The sequence below is a fragment of the Streptomyces sp. NPDC001219 genome, from assembly GCF_053597915.1.
In genome coordinates this window covers 15,067-36,752 of record NZ_JBSFJF010000007.1, presented here as the reverse complement: position 1 = coordinate 36,752, position 21,686 = coordinate 15,067, and the positions used below count along the sequence as shown (strand labels likewise).

Below are 21,686 nucleotides of genomic sequence, written 5' to 3'. Positions count from 1 at the left end.
CCGGTCTTGGCGTCGCATCGCAAGCCGCGCACCAGCGTTCTCGCCTCACCCGCAGGCCGTCGTACGGCGGCCGGGCTCACCACCGCCGCCCTCGCCTCGGTCACCCTGCTCTCGCAGTCGGCCAACGCGGCGCCCAGGGCGCCCAAGCCCTCCGTCGAAGAGGTCCAGAAGAAGGTCGACGACCTCTACCACCAAGCCGAGGTGGCCACCCAGAAGTACAACGCCGCCAAGGAGCGCGCCGACGCGCAGCGCGACAAGGTGGACGACCTGCTCGACGCCTCGGCCGAGCGCGCCGAGAAGATGAACGAGTCCCGGCGCCGGCTGGGCACCTTCGCCTCCGCGCAGTACCGCACCGGCGGCATGAACCCGACGGCGCAGCTGATGTTCGCCAAGGACCCGCAGCAGTTCGTCGACCGCAACCACCTCATGGAGCGGCTGACCGGGCGGCAGAAGCAGGCCGTCAGCGACTACCAGGAGCAGCAGTCGGCGGCCGCCCGGCAGCGTGCCGAGGCGACCGACAGCCTGGAGCGGCTGCAGAAGTCGCAGGCCTCCCTCAAGGAGTCCAAGCGCTCCGTCCAGGACAAGCTGTCCGAGGCCCGGCAGCTGCTGTCCCGGCTGACCGCGCAGGAGAAGGCGCGGCTGGCGGAGCTGGAGCGCCAGAAGGAGGAAGCGGCCAAGCGCCGGGCCGCGGAGGAGGCGCGCAAGCAGCAGGAGCGGGAGCGCCAGCGGCAGCACGACGGCGACGGCTCCACGGGCGGCGGTTCGGCCGGCGGTTCCACGGGCGACTCGACCTCCACCGCCAAGGGCGAGAAGGCGCTCGCCTTCGCCCGCTCCCAGATCGGCAAGCCGTATGTGTGGGGCGCGACCGGGCCCACCTCCTACGACTGCTCGGGGCTGACCCAGGCCGCCTGGAAGGCGGCGGGCGTCGATCTGCCCCGTACGACCTGGGACCAGGTCAAGATCGGCGAGCGGGTGGCCACCAAGGACCTGAAGCCCGGCGACCTGGTGTTCTTCTATGACGACATCAGCCATGTCGGCATGTACATAGGCAACGGCAAGATGGTCCACGCTCCGAAGCCGGGCGCCAACGTCCGGGAGGAGTCGATCTACTACATGCCGATCTACGGGAGCGTCCGCCCGGGCTGAGGCCCCCGCTCCCCCACAGACCACCCCCCACGGTCACCCCCCACACGCCACCGCGCGGCCCTCGCCTCCGACCTACGGAGTGCGGGGACCGCGCGGTGTGCTGTCGGCGGGGCGCTCGTCAGGTCCAGAGCACCGCGATGAAGATGTTGGCCACGGTGAGCCCGCCGACCGCGGCGAAGAGCGGCTTCTCGACCGTCTCGTCGTCCCGCTTGACGTAGACCAGCGCCAGGATCACCACCAGCAGGGCCATCTTGACGCCGAGCTTGATGTTGTTGAGGGGGTGGTCCTGGGCCTGGTTGAGGCCGACCAGCACGATGCCGGTGACCAGCATCGTCAGCGCGCCGTGCAGCATGGCCGGCACAAAGCGGGCGGTGCCCGCACTCATCGCCTTCATCTGGGTCAGGAAGCCGCCCAGCAGGGAGGCGATGCCGATGATGTGCAGGCCGACGAAGATATTGGTTACTACGTCCATAGTGCGTGATCGTAGCCGCCGTATAGCACGGCCCTTCGGGCAGGGCGCCCGCTATCGACAGTTCGGTCAGGCCAGACCGGTCCCGGCCGTACGGCCATGGCGCCGCGGTCGCGCGCGTACCCATCGCGGTCGAATGCGAACAATGCCGGGCAAGGGGGCTCATTGCCCGACACCCCGGCTTAGCGTCCTCCTCCAGGCGGCCGACTCCCCGCCTCGCCGGTCTCCCACCGGCGTTCCGTCGGCCGTCCCGCCGAGAGGTACGGCGGCCGGTCCGTCGCCCCCGTGGCGGACCGGCCGCCGGGCCCCCGGCTCGAAGGACGGAAAGGAACGGCCACCGTGGCCTCGCACCGCAAGCCCCGGCAGCATCCGCTCGCCTCGCTCACCGGCGGTGGCTCGCGCCGCGCGCGCACCGCCCGCACGGCCGCCACTCTGGCCCTGGCCGGTGCCGCCACCGCCACCGGCTTCGACGGCACCGCCCAGGCCGCACCCCGGCCCACCCCCGCCCAGGTCAAGGACCGGGTCGACGCGCTGTACCAGGAGGCAGAGGTGGCCACGCAGCACTACAACGGCGCGAAGGAATCCGCCGACACCGCACGGGAGGAGCTGAGCCGGCTCCAAGACGAGGCGGCCCGCAGGACCCGCCGGCTGAACGCCGCCCGCGCCGAACTGGGCACCCTGGCCACGAGCCAGTACCGCTCCGGCGGCATCGACCCGACGGTACGGCTGCTGCTGTCCGCCGACCCGCAGCGCTATCTGGACGGCGCCGCGGTGCTGGAGCGTACGGGCAGCCACCAGGCGACCGCCGTGGCCGGGTACGCCCGCCGGCTCGGCAGCGTCCGGCAGGTCCGGCAGCGGGCCGAGGACACCGTGGAGCGGCTGGCGGACACCGAGGCCCGGCTGAAGAAGCACCGGGTCACCATCGTGCACAAGCTGGGCGCCGCCGAGCAGTTGCTGAGCCGGCTGACCGCGGAGCAGCGGCAGCGGATGGCCTCCCGGGGCGGTGCGCGGAGCGGGCCGGAGCGGAGCGGCCCGGGCCGGAGCCGCACGGACGGGACGGACCGCGGGGACGGCCCGTCCGGCGTTCCCGGCGGCGCGCAGGCCGCCGCGGCCGCCGCGCAGGCGCCCAGTCCCCGTGCCGCCCGTGCCGTCTCCTTCGCCTACGGCGCCCTCGGCAAGCCGTACGTCTGGGGCGCGACGGGCCCCTCCGCGTACGACTGCTCGGGCCTGACCCAGGCCGCCTGGAAGGCCGGCGGGGTCGCCCTGCCCCGGACGACCTACACCCAGATCAGCTCCGGCCCGCGGATCAGCCGGTCCCAACTCGCCCCCGGTGACCTGGTGTTCTTCTACTCGGGCATCAGCCATGTGGGGCTCTACGTCGGGAACGGCCAGATGATCCACGCACCGCACCCGGGGGCGCCGGTACGGCTCGCCCCGATCGACCAGATGCCGTTCGCGGCGGCGACCCGGCCCGCGTAGGGGAGGTCCGGCGGGGGCGCACAGGGGTGCGCCCGCTGAACTGCCGCCGCTGGAAAGTCACTTGGGGCGGCGAGGGCCCCCGCGCACGCTCGGCCGGATGACGCACAGCGCCGCGGTCCCGGACACCGCGCTCCCGTCCGCCGTCCATGCCTGGGTCGACGGCTGGGCCCGTGCTCGCGGTACGGACGCGCCGCGGGCGGTGCCCGGCGGGTTCCGGATCGAGGTGCGGCGGCCCGGCCACCTCGCGCGCCATGTCCTCCCGGGGGCCGACCCGGCCGTCCTGCGCGGCCTCGTGGACACGCTCACCGCGCCCGGCCTGTGGATCAAGGCGTGCGCCCCGCGCGAGCGGGCGTGCCGCCCTCACCACCGGGGCGCCGGGCGGCCGTCCCGCGCAATACGCGCCCTCCGTCGTCTTCGACATGATCGGCACCGAGCCCGCGCACCGGCGGCGCGGGCTGGGGCGGGCGGTCATGGACGCGCTGGCCCGCCGGGCGGTGGAACGGGGCACACGGCAGGGAGTGCTGGTGGCCAGTCCGGAGGGGCGGGCGCGCTACGAGGCGATGGGCCGGCGGGTCCGGCCCCTGGTCACGGCCGCCCGCCGCAGGGGGTGAACCGCCGCTCGCTCCGCTTCCGTTGCCGTGCGCTCAGGCCCTGAGCTGGGTGCCCAGCCAGCGGAAGGTCTCCGGCACCTGCTGCGCCCAGACCGCCGTGGTGTGGCCGCCCGCGTTCGACGGGATCTGGCGTACGGTCACCGTCGTCGGCGGCATCGCGAACTGCCGCAGGGCGAGACCGGCCTGGAAGCCGTCGCCCGAAGCGCCCGACACATACAGCGCGGTACGCGGCGGCTTGCCGGCGGCGTTGGCCGCCTTCAGGATGTTCAGCGGGTTGGACCGGGCGCGCAGCTGGGGGTCCTTGCCGGCCAGCGAGTCCCGTTCGAGCGCCGGGTCGTTGTAGCCGGACATGGCGACCGCGGCGCGGTAGCGGTCGGGGTGGGCCAGGGCGAGCTTGGCGGCGCAGTGCGCACCGGCCGAATACCCGGCCAGGGCCCAGGAGTCCGGCTTGTCGCCGGCCCGGAAGTTGTCAATGACCATCTTGCGGACGTCGACGGTCAGCCAGCTGTCGGCGTTGACCCTCCCGGGGAGGTTGACGCACCCGGTGTCCACACCGGGGAGGAGGTTGGTCCGGGGCGCCACCAGGATGGCCGGCTTGACCGCACCGCTCCGCATCAGCGGCATCAGCTGCTGGGCCGCGTGCAGCGAGCCCATCCACGACTTCGCCGAGCCCGGGTAGCCGGGCAGCAGCTCCACCACCGGGAACTTCCGGTCCCGGTAGGCGGGGTCGTTGTACTGGGGCGGCAGCCAGACGTACACCTCGCCGCGCACCCCCGAGATGCGGCCCTGGAGCTCGGTCATCCGGACGTCGGCGCCCACGCTCGGGTCGTCGGCCGGGCGGAACCGCTGGAGCTGCTTGGGCTCGTGTGTGATCTGCCGGCCGCCCATGCCGTCGGGGCCGAGGTCGCGGGCCGCCTCGACATGGCTGCCGGTGCCGAGCAGGTCGTCCCAGGTGTCGTAGAGGTTGTTGGCGTTGTTGACCAGGACGAAGACCACGGTGATGGCCGTGACCTGGGCGAACAGCAGCATCAGCAGCCGGGCGAAGCCGCGCGCCAGGGCCGGCCCGGCTATTCGGCCCCAGAGGGCGAACGGCAGCACGACGGCGACGATCAACAGCGCGACCGAGGTGAGGAAGAAGGGCGTGCCCGTCAGGCTCATCGGGATCTCGCTTCCAGGGCAAACTAGGCGAAGGACGTGGGGTGGTTCCGCCCCCGCCTTCGGCAGTGAGCCTCTCCGCGCCCTTAGAGGAGATCCGCCGGGTCCTGGTTGCCCTTCTGTGGTGCTTTGTTACTCCCTCGTCATGAAGCCGTGCGAACGCCCGCGCCGTGCCCCTTTCCGCAGCTCAGACCAGCCGTCGGGCCGCGGCCCAGCGGGTCAGCTCATGGCGGTTGGAGAGCTGGAGCTTGCGCAGCACCGCGGACACATGGGATTCGACGGTCTTCACGGAGATGAACAGCTGCTTGGCGATCTCCTTGTAGGCGTAGCCGCGGGCGATCAGCCGCAGGACCTCGCGCTCGCGCTGGGTGAGGCGGTCGAGGTCCTCGTCGATGGGCGGGGCGTCCGTCGAGGCGAAGGCGTCCAGGACGAAGCCGGCCAGCCGCGGGGAGAAGACCGCGTCGCCGTCGGCCACCCGGAAGATCGCGTTGACCAGGTCCGTGCCCGTGATCGTCTTGGTGACGTAGCCGCGGGCGCCGCCCCGGATGACGCCGATGACGTCCTCGGCCGCGTCGGAGACGGAGAGCGCCAGGAAGCGGACCGGGCGCTCGGCGTCGGCCGACATCGCGGCGCAGCGGCGCAGCACCTCCACGCCGCCGCCCCCGGGGAGGTGGACGTCCAGGAGGACGACCTCGGGTCGGGTGGCCGTGATGACCGTGACCGCCTGGTCGACGTCGGCGGCCTCGCCGACCACCTCGACGCCGGTGCGCCCGGTCTCGCCGATCTCGGCCTGGACGCCCGTGCGGAACATCCGGTGATCGTCGACCAGCACGACCCGTACGGTCCGGCCCCCGGCCGTCCCGTCGCCGGTCCCGCCCTGCTGTGCGCCGTCGCTGCTCATCTCTTCCGCCCGTCCCTCGGTGCCTGCCCCGTCATCATCCCGTGCCCCGGCGCGCGCTGTCGCCTCCGGCAGCCGCTCGCCCGGCTGCCCGGTCATCTCCCGCGCTCCGTCTCCGCGCGCTCCATCTCCAGCTCGACGACCGTGCCGCCCTCGGGGGCGGAGCGCAGCCGGGCGGTGCCGCCGTGGCGCTCCATACGTCCGATGATGGACTCCCGTACGCCCATCCGGTCCTCAGGGACCGCGTCCAGGTCGAACCCGGGTCCGCGGTCCCGCACCGAGACGAAGACCGTACGGCCCTCCACCTCGGCGAACACCTGCACCGCGCCGCCCTCGCCGCCGTACTTCGCGGCGTTGACCATCGCCTCGCGTGCGGCCTGCATCTGGGCGCCCAGCGGCTCGTCCAGCGGGCAGTCGCCGACGACCACGACCTCGAGGGGGACGCCGTGGGCGTCCTCCACCTCGGCGGCGGCCTTGCGGACCGCCTCCGCGAGGGTGGCGGGCTCCTCGTCCTCCTCCTTGCCGCGGCCCTCGGGCTTGTAGAGCCAGGCGCGCAGCTCCCGCTCCTGGGCGCGGGCCAGCCGCGCCACCTCCCGGGGGTCGTCGGCGCTGCGCTGGATCAGGGTGAGGGTGTGCAGGACCGAGTCATGGACATGGGCGGCCACTTCGGCGCGCTCCTGGGCGCGGATGCGCATCAGCCGCTCCTCGGAGAGGTCCTGGGCCATCCGTACGAGATAGGGCCCCGCCAGCAGCGCTATCCCGACCACGACGGCGAGCGCGGCCTGCAGCACCGAACCGAGATGCCGCACCGAACCCTGGAGCACCACGATGCCGGTCACCCCGACACCGACCAGCAGCACACCGGCCGCGCCGCGCACCATCGGCAGCACGCCCTTGCGGCGGCCGAGCTCCAGCCACTGGGCGCGGCGGGAGTTGTCGGCCTGCCGCCACACCAGGGCGACACCGGCGCCGATCAGCAGCACCGGCCAGAGATAGCCGTCGGCCTGGCCCAGCTGGAAGCGGGAGGCGACGACCGAGGCCCCGAGGAGCAGCGCGATCAGCGCGAAGACCTGGCCCCTGTCGGGGCGGTGCCGCAGCAGGCGGCGCCTGCCGTCCGCCGGGGCGGGCTGCCGGTGCTCCACGCCGCCGACGCCCAGCGGGACGAAGAACCAGAACGCGGCATACAGCAGCGCGCCCATCCCCTCGGCCATGAACAGGGCCACGAACACGATCCGCACCCAGGACACCGGCAGTCCGAGGTGTCCCGCGAGACCCCGCGCGACGCCACCGAGCAGCCGTCCGTCGGCGCTGCGGTAGAGCTTGCGCACGGGCGGATCGTCGGGGTCCGGCGCCGGGGCGTAGGCCGGGTCGGCGCGGGGCGGAGCGGTGGTCATGTGCCCGATCGTCACACGACACCCGGGCCCGGGGCATCAGGGTCGTCCCTGAGGCTGTCCCTGAGGTTTGCGGGTGTGGTCCGGCTCCGGGCGAAAGCCCCGCGGCCCGGGCGCCTCAGCTCTGGGGGTCGGTCCTGCGGAAGCCGTCCTTCACCACCGAGAAGACCTTCGCGTACTTCGACCAGTCGGCCTCCGGCGCGGACACGTAGATCGCGTACTCCTTACCGCCCTCGCGGCCGAAGCCCAGGTCGATCCCCCGGAAGGTGCGGGCCCGGCCCCCGAAGGTGAACTCCCAGATCGCGGCGGGGTCGCCCTGGAAGGACGTGGGCTGCAGGCGCAGGTTCTTGTAGACGGAGTACTTCGCCATGAAACCCTTCTCCACCTCCTTGAAGTGCTGCACCTGGTCGCCCGAGGAGAAGTCCAGGACGCTGACGAGGATCTGCGCGAACCGCGTCCGGTAGATGATCTGCCGGCCGCCGTCCTCGGGCTGGCGCGTCCAGCCGTCGGGGACCGGGAAACTGACGCCGAGTGCGGTCTCCTTGACGCTGTGGTAACCGTCGGGAAGGGGCGGCGTCGGCCCGATGCTGTGGGCGGGGGCCTTGGGGAGCTTGGGGGTGGTGCTCTTGTTCGCCGCCGCCTGGCTGGAGCCACCGGATTCGGTGGGGCGCATCAGGTACCAGGCCGTGCCCCCGCCGCCGCCGGCGACCAGCACCCCGACGGCACTCCAGACCACGATCCGGGCGCGCTTCTTACGGGGCGCCGCGCCGCCGGGAAGACCGTCGGCACGGGCGGACCGTCCTGCGCCGGTCCCCTCCGGAAAGGCGACCGGGCCGGTCACGGCCTCGCTGCTGGTGTCCGCAACGGCGCCGGTCCCCGCACCCGTTGCCGCCTCCGTACGTGCCCCGGTGCCGGTTCCGGTGCCGCGGACCGAAGTGGCCGCCGTCTCGCCCGTGTGGTGCACCGGACGGGTGGACGACTCGGTCTCCCCGCCCGGATCGGCCGCCTCGGGGCGGCCGTGTGCGACCGTCCCCAGAGCCATCGTGGACCAGCCCATCAGCGCCGTGTCCGCCTCGGCCTCCACGGCCCGCAGCGCCTGTTCGACGACCTCGGCCGTCGGGCGGTCGGCCGGCTCCTTGGCGAGCAGCGCCTCGATCAGCGGGCTCAGCGACCCGGCGTTGCGTGGCGCCTCAAGAGGGTCCATGGCGATCGCGTACGCGGTCTCGACCGCGGTGGGCTTCCGGAACGGGGGGCGTCCCTCGACCGCCTGATAGAGCGTCGCGCCCAGCGCCCACAGGTCGGAGGCCGGCCCCGGGGTGCCGCTTCTGACCCGCTCGGGCGCCAAGTAGTCGATGGAGCCCACCAGCTCGCCCGTTTTGGTGAGCGTGGAGGCACCGGTGGCGACCGCGATGCCGAAGTCGGTGAGCACGACCCGGCCGTCCGCACCGAGCAGCACGTTGCCCGGCTTGACGTCACGGTGCAGCACACCGGCGGAGTGCGCGGCACGCAGCGCCGCCACCATGCCGCGTCCGATACGGGCGGCCTCGCGTGGAGTGACCGAACTGTCGTTCCGCGCGGCCTCCTTGATGGCGTCGCCGAGCGTCGTGGAGGGGACGTACTCCATGACGATGCACGGCATCCCGGCGTCGTCGACGACGTCGTGGACGCTCACCACGTTGGGGTGGTTGATCCGGGCCGCTGCCTGTGCCTCACGGGTGGTGCGCTCATGGCGCCTTGCCAGTTCGTCCTCGTCGAGCTGCGGTGCGACATGCAGGCACTTGACCGCGACCTGACGGCCGAGGAGTTCGTCCCGGGCGCGCCACACGGTGCCCATACCGCCCTGGCCTATCCGTTCAACCAGGCGATACCGCCCGGCGACCAGTCGCCCCTCGTCCACCGCCGCCGCCTCCGTCACCGCACGCCCCTCCGGAAACCCGTACGTATTCAAGGCTCAACGATAGTCGCCGATGCGGCCGGGCAGCCGTCCGGCCACCGCCCGTCCCTCGCGCGTCCTCCGGCCGGGCACCGACGCGGGGGCATATGCGAACGCGCGAGGGATTTCGGGACCCCCTGGGGGATCTCGGGGCTGCCTTCGGCGGAACTCAGGGATACGCCAGGGTTTCCACGGATGCCGCGGCGCGCTCGCCCTTGTCACCATGGCTCCATGAATGATGCAGCGCACGTCGAGGAGTCGGCGCCCTCCGACCCCGCCGGCTCCGCCCCGTCGTCCCGGCCGCTGCGCCGCAGCCGGCGGCACAAGGTGATCGGCGGGGTCTGCGGCGGACTGGGCCGGCAGTGGGACCTCGACCCGGTGATCTTCCGGGTCGCGCTCGCCGTGCTCTCCGTCGGCGGCCTCGGCCTCATCGCCTACGGCTTCGCCTGGCTGCTCATCCCCCTCGACGGCGAGGAGCAGAACGAGGGCCGCCGGCTGCTCTCCGGCCGGGTCGAGGGCGCCGCGCTGACGGCCCTGCTCTTCGCGCTGATCGGCTGCGGTCTGTTCCTGACGACCCTCGCCAAGGGCACCATGATGTCCTTCGCCATCATGCTGACGCTGGCGGTGGCCGGTTCGGCCTACTGGTCGCGGCGGCGCCGGCTGGTGGAGGCCAGGGGCCCGGCGGCGATGGACACCGCCACCGCCCAGGCGGTCGCCGACGCCCCGCCCGAGACCAAGGCGCCCCCGGTGCCCGCCGGCCCCTCCTGGTGGCGTGCCCAGCGCTCCGGGGAGGCGGCCGGGCCGGGTTACCTGTGGGGGCCCGACACCACCCCGCTCCCCCTCGACCTCAGCTACCGGGCCGAGCACGGCACCGCCGCGACCCCCTCCGCGCACGGGTACGACGCCGGGCCCGAAGCGGACCACCCCACCGGCCGCCCCGTGCCGCCGCCGGACGGCACACCGCCCACCCGTGGCACGGGCCGAAGCCGCCGCGGCGGACGCCCGATCGGCGGCTGGACGTTCCTGCTCGCGCTGCTCGCCGGCGGCGGCACCACCAGTGCCGTCCTCCGCCATGACGGGCTGACGCCGGCCCTCCAGGCCGGCCTGGCCTGCGCGCTGCTCGTCTTCGGCCTCGGGCTGGTGCTCAGCGTCTGGTGCGGACGCACGGGCGGCGGCACGGTCTTCATGGTGGTGCTGACGTCCCTGCTGCTGGCGGGCGCGGCGACGCTGCCCGACAACCTCACCGCCCAGTGGCAGAAGGAGACCTGGTTCCCGACCACGGCCGCCGCCGTCCGGCCGCACTATGAGCTCGGCACGGGAGAGGGACGGTTGGACCTCACCGGCCTGCCCTTCAAGGCGGGCACCACGGTCCGCGCCGGAGTTGACGTGGGGGCCGGCCGCCTTCAAGTGACGCTGCCGCACGGTGTCTCCGCCCGTCTCCACCTCTCGCTCGGCGCCGGCGACATCCAGCTGCCCGGCGAATCACCGCACGACGTGGACCTCGTGGCGGGCGGGCACCGGACGGTCGACCTCGCCGCCGACGGCCTCAAGAAGGGCGAGAAGCCGCACGGCTCGGTGGAGCTGACGCTCAACCTCGGCGCCGGACAGGTCGCCGTCCTGCGCGCCGCACCGGGCTCCACCCCCGCGGCCGTCCGCACGTCGGCCACCGCCCTCCCGGCACCCGCCCCGCCGACCACCGCAACCCTCCAGGGAGCCCTCCGGTGATGCGCCATCCCTTCGAACCGGCCCGCCTGCTCGTGGGCCTCACCGCCCTCACCCTCGGCACGGCCTACGGCCTGGACGCCCTCGGCCTCTGGCAGGCCCCCGGCCCCTGGCTGTTCCTCACCCTCCCCGCCGGCCTGCTCCTCGCCGGCATCACCGCAGCCGTCTGGACCAGATCCCGCCGCCCGCACCACCCGCACCACCCGGACAGCTCGTCGCCCACGGACCCCTGAACCCTGGCACCTGCCCTCTGACGCCAGCCGCCAGCGTCCCCGCGCCCCCGGCACGAACAGCCCCACGCCACCGTCCGCCTCGCCGAACTCCCCGGGTCAGCACGCCCCCTGCCACGACCGGGAACGTTCACCAGGCCGTGGCGACCACCGGACAATGGCAACCACCGGGCCACACCCACAGCGCAGCATCCCCCGCCGCGCACCCCGGCCGACATGCACCCCGGCCGACATGCGCTCCGGCCGCTCGACGCTCCGCCCGCCGGACGCTCCGGCGAATATGCGTACCGCGCCGTAGGGGAAGCGCTCTACCGTGACGCGGTGACGACTCAGATGATCCTTCTCAACGGTGGTTCCAGCTCCGGGAAGTCCGGCATCGTGCGGTGTCTGCAGGCCGTACTGCCGGGTCCGTGGCTGGCGTTCGGGTGCGACTCGTTCGTCGACGCCCTGCCCGCGACGTTGCGGGCCTCGGACGAGGGGATGGTGTGCGCGTCGGACGGCGCGGTGCGCGTCGGGCCGGAGTTCACGGCGCTGGAGGCGGCCTGGCGGGAGGGGATCGCGGCGATGGCCCGTGCGGGCGCCAGGGTCATCATCGATGACGTCTTCCTCGGCGGGGCGGCGTCCCAGCAGCGGTGGCGGAAGGCTCTGGGCGACCTGACCGTCCTCTGGGTCGGCGTCCGGTGTGAGACCGCGGTCGCCACGGGCCGGGAGATCGCACGAGGCGACCGCGTCCCGGGGATGGCCACGACACAGGCCGAGTTGGTTCACCAGGGGGTCTGCTATGACCTGGAGGTGGACACGACGCGGACCGAGTCCCTGGCGTGTGCCCGCGCCATCGCCGCCCACATCAGCTGACCGCCGCCACCCCTCGGCTTCCGGCAATCGCCTCCCGACCCCCGGGCCCGGCCCCGGCCACCGGCCACCGGCCACCGGGCCCCAACTCCCGACTCCCAGACCCGGCCCCCGCCTCCCGACAGCCACAGACCGCTCAAGCCGCGCCCCCTGGGGAACACCCGCCCCAGCGAGCCGTACAGCGCAGCGCGGTGCTGTGCTGCGCCGTGCCGTGCGTGGAGGTCACACCCCTAGCCGAACAACTGCGCCCCATGCCGCTTGCGGCGGTTCGCCAGGGCGGCGTCCAGGGAGAACCTCGGTGTTCCGGCCAGCAGCAGCGGGAGCCAGGCGATCAGGTAGGCGAGGTCGTTGCCGTAGTAGTAGGGCGTGGTCGCCCAGCTCACGGTGAGCCACAGCGTCAGCGAGATCAGCGCACCGCCGAGCGCCGCCAGCCGCCCCAGCAGACCCACCAAGGTCGCGAGGCCCACGGCCAGTTCCCCGGCCGCGATGGCATAGCCGAAGCCCACCGGACTCTGCTGTGCGAGTTCCACCAGCTGGGGCAGCGCCGCAGTGTCATGGACCTGGCGCAGCAATTCGCCGAGCGATCCCGTACCGCCGGCCGACAGGAACCCCGGGTCCGTCAGCTTGTCGATGCCCGCGTAGAGGAAGGTGGCCCCCAGGAAGAGCCGCAGCGGCAGCAGCGCATGGCGCGCCAGCTGTCCCCGCAGCCCGGCGCCGGCACTCTCGACGCCCGCCCCTCCCAGCTCGGCACCGATCGTACGATTCGCGTGCACCATGACGTCCGCCTCTCCGTTGCCACCGGGCGCAGTCGATTGTGCCCGCGCCCGCGCCTCCTGGGGAGATACGTACGCGCGCGGGCGAGAGGTTCAACGGACCGACGCACTTCGGGCAGCCAGGGCACACAGAATCCTCACGCGAAGGCGACGCCGGCGCCCGCACAAGGCCCGACGCCGCCCGCCACCACCCGCCGGCCGCCGCTCAGTCCAGAACGTCGATCGGATAACCGTCCGTCTCCACGCCCGCCGCCGTGACCACCCGGACCTCCACCCGGCCGGGCTCGACATCGACCGGCACCGGGACCGTCAGCACCCCGTCCGTCGGATTGGCGAAGCCGCCGGCCACCGGGACCAGCGGGACGGGGACGTGGACGTCGCCGATGCGGACGACGGTCCGGGCGAGCCGGTCGGGGGTCGCGGCGCCCGGCGGGACGAAGCCGGCACCGCGGATCTCGATGTCGTCGCCGGTACGGACCGGCGCGGCGAGATCGCCCAGTTCACGGGAGCGGACGACGGAGAGGATCACCGGACCGCCGCCGCTGACCGCCTTCCCCGTCAGGTACGTCGCCCCGGAGAGCGCCAGGAGCACCACCAGCCCCCAGGGCAGCTGCGGCGCCTGGTCCGGCCGCCCGGCCAGCCGCGCCAGCGCGCACCCCAGCACGGCCGTGTGCACCAGGACGTACTGCACGTCCAGGAGGCTGCCCCGCCCGGCGTCGTCCGTCAGCAGATCGGCGGCCCGCGGCCGGTCAGCGGGAACCTTCTGCAGCCGCCCGGCCCGTACCCGGGAGGCGACCAGCCCGTGGGCCGCCACGGCCACCGCGCACCCGGCGGCGAGCGCCACCAACAGGGCGGCGGAGCGTTCGAGCGCCAGCCCCTGGAGCAGTGTGTGCCGCTCGCCGGGGGCCGCGGCCGTCAGCTGCCGTACGGCCACCGTCAGGACGGCGTACAGGACGGCGGTCACCCAGGCCGCCGCCACCGTCCGCGAGGTGGACAGCCGCCCGTCCTCACCGATCAGCGGCGCCAGCGCCCCGCCGTGCGCCCGGTGCCGCCAGGCAGCAGCGGTCAGGGCCAGGGCCAGTACGACGGCCGCGAGCAGCCCCGCCGTACGGGCCGCCGTCCAGCCCGTGCCGAGCGCGGTCAGCGCCTGCCCGAGCAGCAGCGCCACCACCGCGCCCCAGACGGCGAGCAGGGTGCGCCCCCGTAGGGCCGTCAGCCAGGCGGCCTTCCCCGCGCCGCGCCGCTGGGCGACCTCCCGTGCGGACAGCGTCAGTTCGTCGGAGACCCACTGCCGGGCCGCACCCGCGGACCGCGCGAGCCCGGCCGGCACCCCGCGCCCGGCGGCGAAGTCCTCGCGGAGCGCGACGAACGCGGCCACCGCCTGCTGGTGCCCCGCTCGGGCGCCGTGCGGGCACCGTCCGCACCGGCACTCGCCGTCGGCGCGCTCCGCTTCCTCCCCCGGCTCGCCCGTTCCGGCCCGTCTGCCCGCCGCATCCACCGACACGTCCGCTACCGCCCGCCACCAATGATCTTCAACTTGACCTGTCCGAAGGGGAATTGTGCCGCACCCCGCGGGGGCGCATCTCAAACGTCCAGTTGGTGGCGGGTGGTGGGGACAGCGCCGCGTTGACGCCCGGGGCCGCGGGCGGGCACCCACCCCCGTACACCTGACCGGGGCACCGGCCCGCGGAACCCCCGGCGCTTCCCCTATTCGGGCGAACCGGGCCACGGCGACGGCTGAGCGGACGGCGCGCTGCGCAAGCTTCCGCCGTGCGTCACATACACCGATCTCACGGATCGCACAGCCGCGATGACCTGGACGGACCGACACCACCGCGCCGACCGGACGGCCCGCACGGACGGGACGGCCCGGAAGCGCCGCGCCCCCGCTCCGGACTGCCGCGCCCCCGCCCCGGATTGCGGGCCGCCGCCGCGCTCCTTCTGCTGACCGGCCTCGCCGCGCTGTGCGCCGTCGCACCGGCGGCCGCCGCCCGCGCGCCCACGGGCGACAACTGCGCCTACGCCGGGACGGCGCCGCCCGTGGACGTACCGACCGGCTTCCCCATGCCCCGCGGCTGGCACTTCCCCTGCACCCAGACCAAGCCCCCGCCGACGCCGACCCACCGGCCGGCACCCCGTCCCCGTCCCCCCAGGCCCGCGCCCCCACCGCCACCACCCCCGGCCCCGGTCCCCAAAGCCCGGCCGACGCCGCCCCCGCCACCACCACCGCCCCCGACTCCCCGCGCCCGCCCCGCGGCCCCGCCGCCCGCGCCGAAGCCCAGCCCCACCCCCGCCCTCCGACGCCCGGCGTCACCGCCGCCCGTCCTGCCCCGCAGCTATGCGCGCCCGTCCCACCGGCCGCGCGACGGGCGCTCCATGGTGACCACGACCCTGCTGCTCACCGCCCCGGCCGTGCTGGCCGGCGCCGCCCTCCGTCCCCGTTCGAGCTCCTCGTCCGGCTCCGCCGGGCGCCGTTCCTCGTAGGAGGTCCCCATGTCCCAATGGCTGGTCCTGACCCTCGCCATGGCCGCCGCCTGCGGCGTCGTCCTGACCATCACCGTGCTCAAGGAGCGCCGGATCGCCGAGGACGACGACCCGTCCGAAACACCCGATGTGATCGAGTATCTGACGATGATGGTGGGGGTGGTCTACGCGATCGTGCTGGGGCTGGCCATCGCCGGGGTGTGGGAGGCCAGAAGCGCGGCCGAGGACACCGTACGGACCGAGGCGCAGGCGCTGCACGAGGTCGGCGCGCGGGCCCGCGCCTACCCCGCGCCGGTACGGGACCGCATCCGCACGGACGTCGACGCGTACGTGAGTCATGTGGTGCACAAGGAGTGGCCGGTGATGGCCGAGCGGGGGGAGCTGACCCCGCGCGGCGCCGCGCTGCTGACGAAGGTCCGGGCGGATGTCTCCGACTACCGCCCGCGCAACGACTTCGAGGGGCAGTCCTACCAGCCCCTCGTCGACCAGGTCGCGGTGGCCGACGGGGCCCGCAACGCCCGGGGGAGCGCGGCGGATTCGACGCTCCCGGGGGTCGTGTGGTTCGGGCTGATCATCGGTGGCGCCATCTCGATCGGCGTCATGTTCACCCTGCAGATCCGGCGCTCGGGGCGGGAGTTGCTGATGGCGGGACTGTTCAGCGCGCTGATCGCCTTCCTGCTGTTCCTGGTCTGGGACTTCGACGCGCCGTTCAGCCGCAGCATCTCGGCGACAGTCGCACCGTTCCTCGATCTGTTCCCGCACGCCTGAGGCGGATGCCCCGCGGGACCGCCGGACGTCCCGCGGGGCACCGCGCCTCCCGTACCCCCGTGCCGCGTCCTAGTCGAAGAGGTCCGGCTCGCGGCGCACGATCTGCTGGTACAGCGGCTGGTAGTTGATCCAGGCGACCAGGTCGTTGCCCAGCTGTTCGCGGGTGTGGACGGCGTTGTGGTGGTCGATCAGCACCGGCTTTCCGGCGGCCTTGGCGGCCAGCTGGACCTGGCAGGAGCGCTCCATCGTGAGGAACCACCACGCCGCGGCGTCCACCGAGTCGCCCACGGTCAGCAGCCCGTGGTTGCGCAGGATCACCGCCTTGTGGGGCCCGAGGGCGGCCGCGATCCGCCGCCCCTCCTCCTCGTCCACCACCACGCCCGTGTAGTCGTCGTAGAGCGCGTGGTCCTCGTAGAACGCGCAGACGTCCTGGGTGATCGGCTCCAGCAGCTCGCCCAGTGCGGACAGCGCCCGGCCGTAGGTGGAGTGGCTGTGCGCGGCGGCGATGACGTCGGGGCGGGCCCGGTGGACCTGCGCATGGATGGCGAACGCCGCCTGGTTGACGTGGTAGCGGCCCTCGACGACCTTGCCCTCCGCGTTGACCAGGATCAGGTCGCTGAGCGTGAGGTGCCGGAAGGACATCCCGAAGGGGTTGACCCAGAAGCAGTGCGGGAACTCCGGGTCGCGCACGGTGATATGGCCCGCGACGCCCTCCTCGAAGCCCTGGCGCCCGAAGAGCCGCAGCGCCGCGACCAGGCGCTCCTTGCGGTGGCGCCGCTCGTCCTCGACGGTCGGGTGCGTCGGCGGCATCGCGAAGTGCAGCTGCTCGGTGGGTATCGGCGTCGGCTCGGGCATCGCGGCTCTCCTCCTGCGCACGTACGGCTCTTGATGCTCGATGCGGAAGCTACCTTCCACTACCGCAGGTCACCAGGGTCGCGACCGGCAGACCTCGGGCCACCTGGATGATGTGGGCACCAGAACAGCAGCAGAGGGGACACACCATGAGGGCCGTATCGGTCAGCAGGGACATCGTCGCCACACCACGGCAGATCTTCGCCGTCCTCCGGGACCCGGAGCGGCACGCCGGGCTGGACGGCTCGGGCATGCTGCGCGGCCGGCCACAGGGGCCGTCGCCGCTGGGGCCCGGCGACCGGTTCAGCATGGGGATGACGCAGGGCGGCCTCGCGTACCGGTCGGTGAACGTCGTGGTGGAGTACGAGAAGGACCGGCTGCTCGCCTGGGAGACCTGGGGCGAGTTCCGCGGCCGGCGGCTGGTCGGCGGACAGCGCTGGCGCTACGAGCTGACGCCGGTGAACGGCACGGACGGCACGGACGCCATGGACGGCTCCGGCGGCGCGGCCACCACCCGGGTCACCCACACCTACGACTGGTCGCGCGCCCGCCTCCCCCGTCTCGTCGTCGAACTCCCCGGCTTCCCACGGCGGATGGGCCCGGCGATGGCCACCACGCTGGAGCGGCTGGCCTCGGCCGTACGGGCCTGACGGCGCGGCCACCGACGACAACGCCGCCGCTCAGCGGGCCGAGCGGCGGCGTGGTCAGGAAACCGGCGGGATCGCCCCCGGCCCCACGGATGGGATCACTCCCACTCGATGGTGCCCGGCGGCTTGCTGGTGACATCGAGGACGACGCGGTTGACGTCGGCGACCTCGTTGGTGATGCGGGTGGAGATCCGGGCCAGGACCTCGTACGGCATCCGGGTCCAGTCCGCGGTCATGGCGTCCTCGGAGGACACCGGGCGCAGCACGATCGGGTGGCCGTAGGTGCGGCCGTCGCCCTGGACGCCGACCGAGCGGACGTCGGCGAGCAGGACCACCGGGCACTGCCAGATCTCGCGGTCCAGACCGGCCGCGGTCAGCTCCTCGCGGGCGATGGCGTCGGCCTCGCGCAGCAGGTCCAAGCGCTCCTTGGTGACCTCACCGACGATGCGGATGCCCAGGCCGGGGCCGGGGAACGGCTGGCGCTGGACGATCGCGTCCGGCAGGCCCAGCTCGGTGCCGACCATCCGGACCTCGTCCTTGAACAGCTGGCGCAGCGGCTCGACGAGCTGGAACTCGATGTCGTCGGGGAGCCCGCCGACGTTGTGGTGCGACTTGATGTTGGCGGTGCCCGTGCCGCCGCCGGACTCGACGATGTCCGGGTAGAGCGTGCCCTGGACCAGGAACGCGACTTCCTCGCCCTCGGCGCCGGCCTCGGCGACCAGCTCGGCCTGGGCCTGCTCGAAGACCCGGATGAACTCCCGGCCGATGATCTTCCGCTTCTGCTCGGGGTCGCTGACCCCGGCCAGCGCGGTCAGGAAGCGCTCCTCGGCGTCGACGACCTTCAGCTGGACGCCGGTGGCGGCCACGAAGTCCTTCTCGACCTGCTCGGACTCGCCCTTGCGCTGCAGACCGTGGTCGACGTAGACGCAGGTCAGCTGGTCGCCGATGGCCTTCTGCACGATCGCGGCGGCCACCGAGGAGTCCACGCCGCCGGACAGCGCGCAGATCGCGCGCTTGCTGCCGACCTGGGCGCGGATCGCGGCGACCTGCTCCTCCACCACGCTGGTGGTGGTCCAGCTGGGCTCGATGCCCGCGCCGCGGTAGAGGAAGTGCTCCAGCACCTGCTGGCCGTGCGTGGAGTGCATGACCTCGGGGTGGTACTGGACGCCGTAGAGCTTCTTCTCGTCGTTCTCGAAGGCGGCGACCGGGACCACGTCCGTGGACGCGGTGACCGTGAAGCCCTCGGGGGCGGCGGAGCAGGCGTCACCGTGCGACATCCACACCGGCTGCTCGGCCGGGGTGCCCTCGAAGAGGGTGGAGCCGGGACGGGAGACGGTCAGCGGCGTACGGCCGTACTCCCGGGCGCCGGTGTTGTCGACGGTGCCGCCCAGGCTCAGGGCCATGAGCTGGAAGCCGTAGCACATGCCGAAGACCGGGACCCCGGCCTCGAACAGCGAACGGTCGAGGCTGGGGGCGCCTTCGGCGTAGACCGACGAGGGACCGCCGGAGAGGATGATCGCCTTGGGGTTCTTGGCGAGCATCTCGGCCACCGGCATGGTGGACGGCACGATCTCGCTGTAGACCCGGGCCTCGCGGACCCGTCGGGCGATGAGCTGGGCGTACTGTGCGCCGAAGTCGACTACGAGGACGACGTCCGGGGCAGCGGCAGGGGGCGCTGATGGCACTTCGGCGGCCTTCCGGCGGTGTGGAGCAGGGTTGGACTTTCGATTCTAACGGGCTCATACTGAGCCCCATGAACAAGCAGCTGACCTTCGTCTTTACCTATGGCACCGGCCCAACCGGCTGCCATGGTCGTGCTGCTTGATCCACTGACGAGCAACTTCCCAGGCGCCCCGGGCCGACAAGGTCCGGGGCGCCTGTGTCTGTCCGGGACCTTCCCGGACCCGGGGCCACCCACCCCAGGAGACACGGACATGAGCACCTCGACCAGCACCGCCCCCGACACCGGCGCCCGCTCCCCCGAGGCCGCCGGAGTCATCACCGACGCACGGCAGCGGATCGACGATCTCGACGGCCGGATCATCGGCCTCGTCCAGGAGCGGATGGCCGTCTCTGCGGTCATCCAGCACGAGCGCGTGACCTCCGGCGGACGGCGGGTGAACCTCGCCCGCGAGATGGAGATCCTCGCCCACTACCGCGACCAGCTCGGCAAGCCGGGCACCTCGCTGGCGAAGACCCTGCTGGAGCTGTCCCGGGGCCAGATCTGAGGCAGCCACGAGACCGGCGGCATGGCCGGTTTTGGCTGGTCTGCGGTCGGTTTTGCGCGCCGGTCAGGCGCGTGCCAGGACGCGTGCGCCCCGGCGCGGCTGCCGGATCTGAGTTCGGTTGCCGACTCACCCGTACGGCGCGTGACCGGCCGCCGCGAGGCTTCGTTGTTCCCGGTGCCACGCCAGCCAGGCGCGGCCTGCAGGACTACGCGTAGACGCCGCCTCACGGGCGGAAACCCGGAGCGATGAGACGCCGGCCGCCAGCAGCGGCCCGCGTCGTGGGACCTCACTCCGGTGCCGTGGCCGGTCAGCAGGGGACAGCAGCCCGGTCACATCCGATGGGGTGGTCGGTCCTGGGGACGCCCGGGACCGACCGCATCCGGTCGAAACGGTTGCGCCAGGTGAGGCGCATCCAGGACGATGCTTCACACACGACGCACCGCGTCCGGCGGGGCCCCTGCAGTGCCATGGGTCCGGCCGCCGCGGACTTCGCCCCCTCGCGCACCACCCCGAAAAGCCAGCGGCGCCATCCCCCCCCCCCCCCGGCGCCGCCCCTCGGTGCCGGCGCTGCCCTGACGCCGGCACCGAAAGCCAAGGGCCCCGTGGCCGCCCGCACCCCCCTCGCGGACGGCGTCCGGGGCCCTTCGCTGTGCCCGGCGTGCGCCCGGCGCGTGAGGACTCTCCGGCAGGTGCTGTGCGCCGCCTTTGGGATTCCTGTGAGGCTGCTGTGACGGGTGTGACTGGCATCACGGCAGCGGTTCTGGTTGAGCGGACAACCATTTTTGGCCATGGCCGGTCATGTACCTGCAATCGCACGGCCCTACCGCGCCCCACCGCGACGGCCCGCAACTCATTGGTGCCGGAAACCGGCACTTCGGACCCGAGAGGTCTTCTCGATGAAGCTTCGCCGTGCCCTGACGGCTGCCGCCGCGACGGCCGTCATAGCCCCCGCCGCTCTGCTGGCGGCCCCCGCCGCGTACGCGACCGGCCCCGGGGCCGAGTCCACCGCGAGCGCCGAGCCCACACCGGGCACCCCCGGCCCGGAGCAGTCCGGCGAGACCGCGCGTCCTGAGACCCCGGGCTCCGGGGACGCGACGACGGGCGGCACCACCCCGGGCGACGGCACCGAGTCCGGTGAGGAGGCCGGGAGCGGTGACGGCACCGGGCCGTCGGCCCCGGACGCCCCAGAGACCCCGGACGCCGACGCCACCGAGCCGGGCGGCTCCCCCGGGGCCACCCCCTCGGCCGACCCCTCCGAGACGGGCGCCCCCGGGGACGGGGACGAGGGCGAGGACGAGTGCACGGTCGACGACGACGCGATCAAGGTGAGCGTCGCCGGCCTGCCCTCCCGGCTCGTCGCGGGCGGCGGCTGGCAGGGCTTCAGCGTGCGGCTGGCCAACACCACGGACCGGACGCTGGACGAGGTCTACCCGGTCCTCTACGCGGTGCCGACCGGCGACGTCGAGCACCCCGAGTCGCAGCTCGACCTGGAGTACCAGCACCCGGACACCGGCCGGTGGACCTCGTTCGACGAGTGGGCCGAGGCGGAGTACTTCGGCTGGTTCCGGCTCGACGCGCACCGGACCGCCGAGCTGAAGCTGCGCATCCGCGCCGACCGGGGCGCCACGGCCGGTGACGGCTTCGCGCTGGTGGCGGGTGACTACCGGAACAAGGACGGCTCCTGCGGCTGGTCCGAGGAGCAGTGGTACGACTTCACCATCCTGTCCGCCGGCAGCCACCCGGGCGAGATCCCGCCGGCGAAGCCCGGCAAGCCCGGCAACAAGCCCCGTACGCAGGGCGGCGGGAAGCCCGTCAGCGCCGGGAAGCCGAAGAGCGGCGTGGCCGAGCTGCCGGTGACCGGCAACCTGGCCGAGACCGGTGCCTCCTCGGCGCTGCCGGTCATCGGCGTCGCGGGCGGGATCGCGATGGCCGTCGGCGTGGGCGCGGTCCTCGCCGTCCGTCGCCGTAAGACGGACGGCGCCGCCGCGTAACCACGGACGCGCAGAGGAGGGCCGCGTCCGCGTCGGGTGCGGCCCTCCGTCGTGCCG

19 protein-coding genes are annotated in these 21,686 nt (G+C 73.5%); 10 read left to right on the top strand and 9 right to left on the bottom strand.

Annotation, left to right across the window (positions count from 1 at the left end; translation table 11 throughout):
• The first annotated feature begins 6 nt into the window (after positions 1–6).
• Positions 7–1,146, top strand: a complete 1,140-nt coding sequence (locus tag ACWC9R_RS06245; protein ID WP_450729215.1) for an NlpC/P60 family protein — start codon at positions 7–9, stop codon at positions 1,144–1,146.
• A 118-nt stretch (positions 1,147–1,264) separates the two neighbouring features.
• Here the strand turns inward: ACWC9R_RS06245 and ACWC9R_RS06240 are convergent, their stop codons facing one another.
• Complete coding sequence (locus ACWC9R_RS06240; RefSeq protein ID WP_450729214.1) at positions 1,265–1,618, bottom strand: hypothetical protein; 354 nt, start codon at positions 1,616–1,618, stop codon at positions 1,265–1,267.
• A 336-nt stretch (positions 1,619–1,954) separates the two neighbouring features.
• Here ACWC9R_RS06240 and ACWC9R_RS06235 point away from each other — a divergent pair, with 336 nt between their 5' ends.
• Both ACWC9R_RS06235 and ACWC9R_RS06230 read left to right on the top strand, forming a co-directional pair.
• Positions 1,955–3,094: an NlpC/P60 family protein gene (locus ACWC9R_RS06235; RefSeq protein WP_450729213.1), complete on the top strand. Its 1,140-nt coding sequence runs from the start codon at positions 1,955–1,957 to the stop codon at positions 3,092–3,094.
• 419 nt (positions 3,095–3,513) lie between these two features.
• On the top strand, positions 3,514–3,705 hold the full coding sequence (locus ACWC9R_RS06230) for a GNAT family N-acetyltransferase (RefSeq protein ID WP_450729212.1): 192 nt from the start codon (positions 3,514–3,516) through the stop codon (positions 3,703–3,705).
• Positions 3,706–3,738: 33 nt separating this feature from the next.
• Here ACWC9R_RS06230 and ACWC9R_RS06225 read toward each other — a convergent pair whose 3' ends face one another.
• The 4 genes from ACWC9R_RS06225 to ACWC9R_RS06210 form a co-directional block, all read right to left on the bottom strand.
• The gene (locus tag ACWC9R_RS06225) at positions 3,739–4,863 is read right to left on the bottom strand and encodes an alpha/beta hydrolase (protein ID WP_450729211.1); all 1,125 of its coding nucleotides are present in this window, start codon (positions 4,861–4,863) and stop codon (positions 3,739–3,741) included.
• 184 nt (positions 4,864–5,047) lie between these two features.
• The gene (locus ACWC9R_RS06220) at positions 5,048–5,761 is read right to left on the bottom strand and encodes a LuxR C-terminal-related transcriptional regulator (protein WP_450729327.1); all 714 of its coding nucleotides are present in this window, start codon (positions 5,759–5,761) and stop codon (positions 5,048–5,050) included.
• A 92-nt stretch (positions 5,762–5,853) separates the two neighbouring features.
• Positions 5,854–7,152, bottom strand: coding sequence for a PspC domain-containing protein (locus ACWC9R_RS06215; RefSeq protein WP_450729210.1), 1,299 nt, complete (start codon positions 7,150–7,152; stop codon positions 5,854–5,856).
• A 115-nt stretch (positions 7,153–7,267) separates the two neighbouring features.
• Positions 7,268–9,064 (bottom strand): serine/threonine-protein kinase, encoded by a 1,797-nt coding sequence (locus ACWC9R_RS06210; RefSeq protein ID WP_450729326.1) that lies wholly within the window; start codon positions 9,062–9,064, stop codon positions 7,268–7,270.
• A gap of 249 nt (positions 9,065–9,313) precedes the next feature.
• Here ACWC9R_RS06210 and ACWC9R_RS06205 point away from each other — a divergent pair, with 249 nt between their 5' ends.
• From ACWC9R_RS06205 to cpt, 3 genes are all read left to right on the top strand, one after another.
• Positions 9,314–10,807 (top strand): PspC domain-containing protein, encoded by a 1,494-nt coding sequence (locus tag ACWC9R_RS06205; RefSeq protein ID WP_450729209.1) that lies wholly within the window; start codon positions 9,314–9,316, stop codon positions 10,805–10,807.
• Complete coding sequence (locus ACWC9R_RS06200; RefSeq protein ID WP_450729208.1) at positions 10,807–11,037, top strand: hypothetical protein; 231 nt, start codon at positions 10,807–10,809, stop codon at positions 11,035–11,037. The genes ACWC9R_RS06205 and ACWC9R_RS06200 overlap by 1 nt, the downstream gene beginning before the upstream one ends.
• 318 nt (positions 11,038–11,355) lie before the next feature.
• Positions 11,356–11,889 (top strand): chloramphenicol phosphotransferase CPT, encoded by a 534-nt coding sequence (gene cpt, locus ACWC9R_RS06195; RefSeq protein WP_450729207.1) that lies wholly within the window; start codon positions 11,356–11,358, stop codon positions 11,887–11,889.
• Between the two features lie 227 nt (positions 11,890–12,116).
• Here the strand turns inward: cpt and ACWC9R_RS06190 are convergent, their stop codons facing one another.
• Positions 12,117–12,662 carry a TQO small subunit DoxD gene (locus tag ACWC9R_RS06190; RefSeq protein ID WP_450729206.1) on the bottom strand — a complete coding sequence of 182 codons (546 nt, stop codon included), beginning with the start codon at positions 12,660–12,662 and terminating at the stop codon, positions 12,117–12,119.
• Positions 12,663–12,864: 202 nt separating this feature from the next.
• Entirely contained in the window at positions 12,865–14,163 is a 1,299-nt protein-coding gene (locus ACWC9R_RS06185) for a hypothetical protein (protein WP_450729205.1), read from the bottom strand.
• 989 nt (positions 14,164–15,152) lie between these two features.
• Between ACWC9R_RS06185 and ACWC9R_RS06180 the strand changes: the two genes are divergently transcribed.
• Positions 15,153–15,911 (top strand): bestrophin-like domain, encoded by a 759-nt coding sequence (locus ACWC9R_RS06180; protein ID WP_450729204.1) that lies wholly within the window; start codon positions 15,153–15,155, stop codon positions 15,909–15,911.
• Between the two features lie 69 nt (positions 15,912–15,980).
• Here ACWC9R_RS06180 and ACWC9R_RS06175 read toward each other — a convergent pair whose 3' ends face one another.
• The gene (locus tag ACWC9R_RS06175; protein ID WP_450729203.1) at positions 15,981–16,766 is read right to left on the bottom strand and encodes a class II aldolase/adducin family protein; all 786 of its coding nucleotides are present in this window, start codon (positions 16,764–16,766) and stop codon (positions 15,981–15,983) included.
• A gap of 146 nt (positions 16,767–16,912) precedes the next feature.
• Here ACWC9R_RS06175 and ACWC9R_RS06170 point away from each other — a divergent pair, with 146 nt between their 5' ends.
• Positions 16,913–17,413: an SRPBCC family protein gene (locus ACWC9R_RS06170; RefSeq protein WP_450729202.1), complete on the top strand. Its 501-nt coding sequence runs from the start codon at positions 16,913–16,915 to the stop codon at positions 17,411–17,413.
• Positions 17,414–17,508: 95 nt separating this feature from the next.
• On the opposite strand, the gene guaA is transcribed toward ACWC9R_RS06170, so the two are convergent.
• Positions 17,509–19,095 carry a glutamine-hydrolyzing GMP synthase gene (guaA, locus tag ACWC9R_RS06165; RefSeq protein ID WP_362607903.1) on the bottom strand — a complete coding sequence of 529 codons (1,587 nt, stop codon included), beginning with the start codon at positions 19,093–19,095 and terminating at the stop codon, positions 17,509–17,511.
• Between the two features lie 249 nt (positions 19,096–19,344).
• On the opposite strand from guaA, the gene ACWC9R_RS06160 reads away from it, so the two are divergent.
• Together ACWC9R_RS06160 and ACWC9R_RS06155 are read left to right on the top strand one after the other, a co-directional pair.
• Positions 19,345–19,638 carry a chorismate mutase gene (locus ACWC9R_RS06160; RefSeq protein ID WP_450729201.1) on the top strand — a complete coding sequence of 98 codons (294 nt, stop codon included), beginning with the start codon at positions 19,345–19,347 and terminating at the stop codon, positions 19,636–19,638.
• A gap of 896 nt (positions 19,639–20,534) precedes the next feature.
• Complete coding sequence (locus ACWC9R_RS06155; RefSeq protein ID WP_450729200.1) at positions 20,535–21,629, top strand: LAETG motif-containing sortase-dependent surface protein; 1,095 nt, start codon at positions 20,535–20,537, stop codon at positions 21,627–21,629.
• Positions 21,630–21,686: the final 57 nt, after the last annotated feature.

What these genes read in the sequence shown, in the direction of transcription:
- ACWC9R_RS06225 (WP_450729211.1), bottom strand. Translation starts at nt 4,863, where the DNA reads ATGAGCCTGACGGGCACGCCCTTCTTCCTCACCTCGGTCGCGCTGTTG.
- ACWC9R_RS06175 (WP_450729203.1), bottom strand. Translation starts at nt 16,766, where the DNA reads ATGCCCGAGCCGACGCCGATACCCACCGAGCAGCTGCACTTCGCGATG.
- ACWC9R_RS06200 (WP_450729208.1), top strand. Translation starts at nt 10,807, where the DNA reads ATGCGCCATCCCTTCGAACCGGCCCGCCTGCTCGTGGGCCTCACCGCC.
- ACWC9R_RS06220 (WP_450729327.1), bottom strand. Translation starts at nt 5,761, where the DNA reads ATGAGCAGCGACGGCGCACAGCAGGGCGGGACCGGCGACGGGACGGCC.
- ACWC9R_RS06215 (WP_450729210.1), bottom strand. Translation starts at nt 7,152, where the DNA reads ATGACCACCGCTCCGCCCCGCGCCGACCCGGCCTACGCCCCGGCGCCG.
- ACWC9R_RS06240 (WP_450729214.1), bottom strand. Translation starts at nt 1,618, where the DNA reads ATGGACGTAGTAACCAATATCTTCGTCGGCCTGCACATCATCGGCATC.
- ACWC9R_RS06155 (WP_450729200.1), top strand. Translation starts at nt 20,535, where the DNA reads ATGAAGCTTCGCCGTGCCCTGACGGCTGCCGCCGCGACGGCCGTCATA.
- ACWC9R_RS06170 (WP_450729202.1), top strand. Translation starts at nt 16,913, where the DNA reads ATGAGGGCCGTATCGGTCAGCAGGGACATCGTCGCCACACCACGGCAG.
- ACWC9R_RS06190 (WP_450729206.1), bottom strand. Translation starts at nt 12,662, where the DNA reads ATGGTGCACGCGAATCGTACGATCGGTGCCGAGCTGGGAGGGGCGGGC.
- ACWC9R_RS06230 (WP_450729212.1), top strand. Translation starts at nt 3,514, where the DNA reads ATGATCGGCACCGAGCCCGCGCACCGGCGGCGCGGGCTGGGGCGGGCG.
- ACWC9R_RS06180 (WP_450729204.1), top strand. Translation starts at nt 15,153, where the DNA reads ATGTCCCAATGGCTGGTCCTGACCCTCGCCATGGCCGCCGCCTGCGGC.
- ACWC9R_RS06160 (WP_450729201.1), top strand. Translation starts at nt 19,345, where the DNA reads ATGAGCACCTCGACCAGCACCGCCCCCGACACCGGCGCCCGCTCCCCC.
- ACWC9R_RS06205 (WP_450729209.1), top strand. Translation starts at nt 9,314, where the DNA reads ATGAATGATGCAGCGCACGTCGAGGAGTCGGCGCCCTCCGACCCCGCC.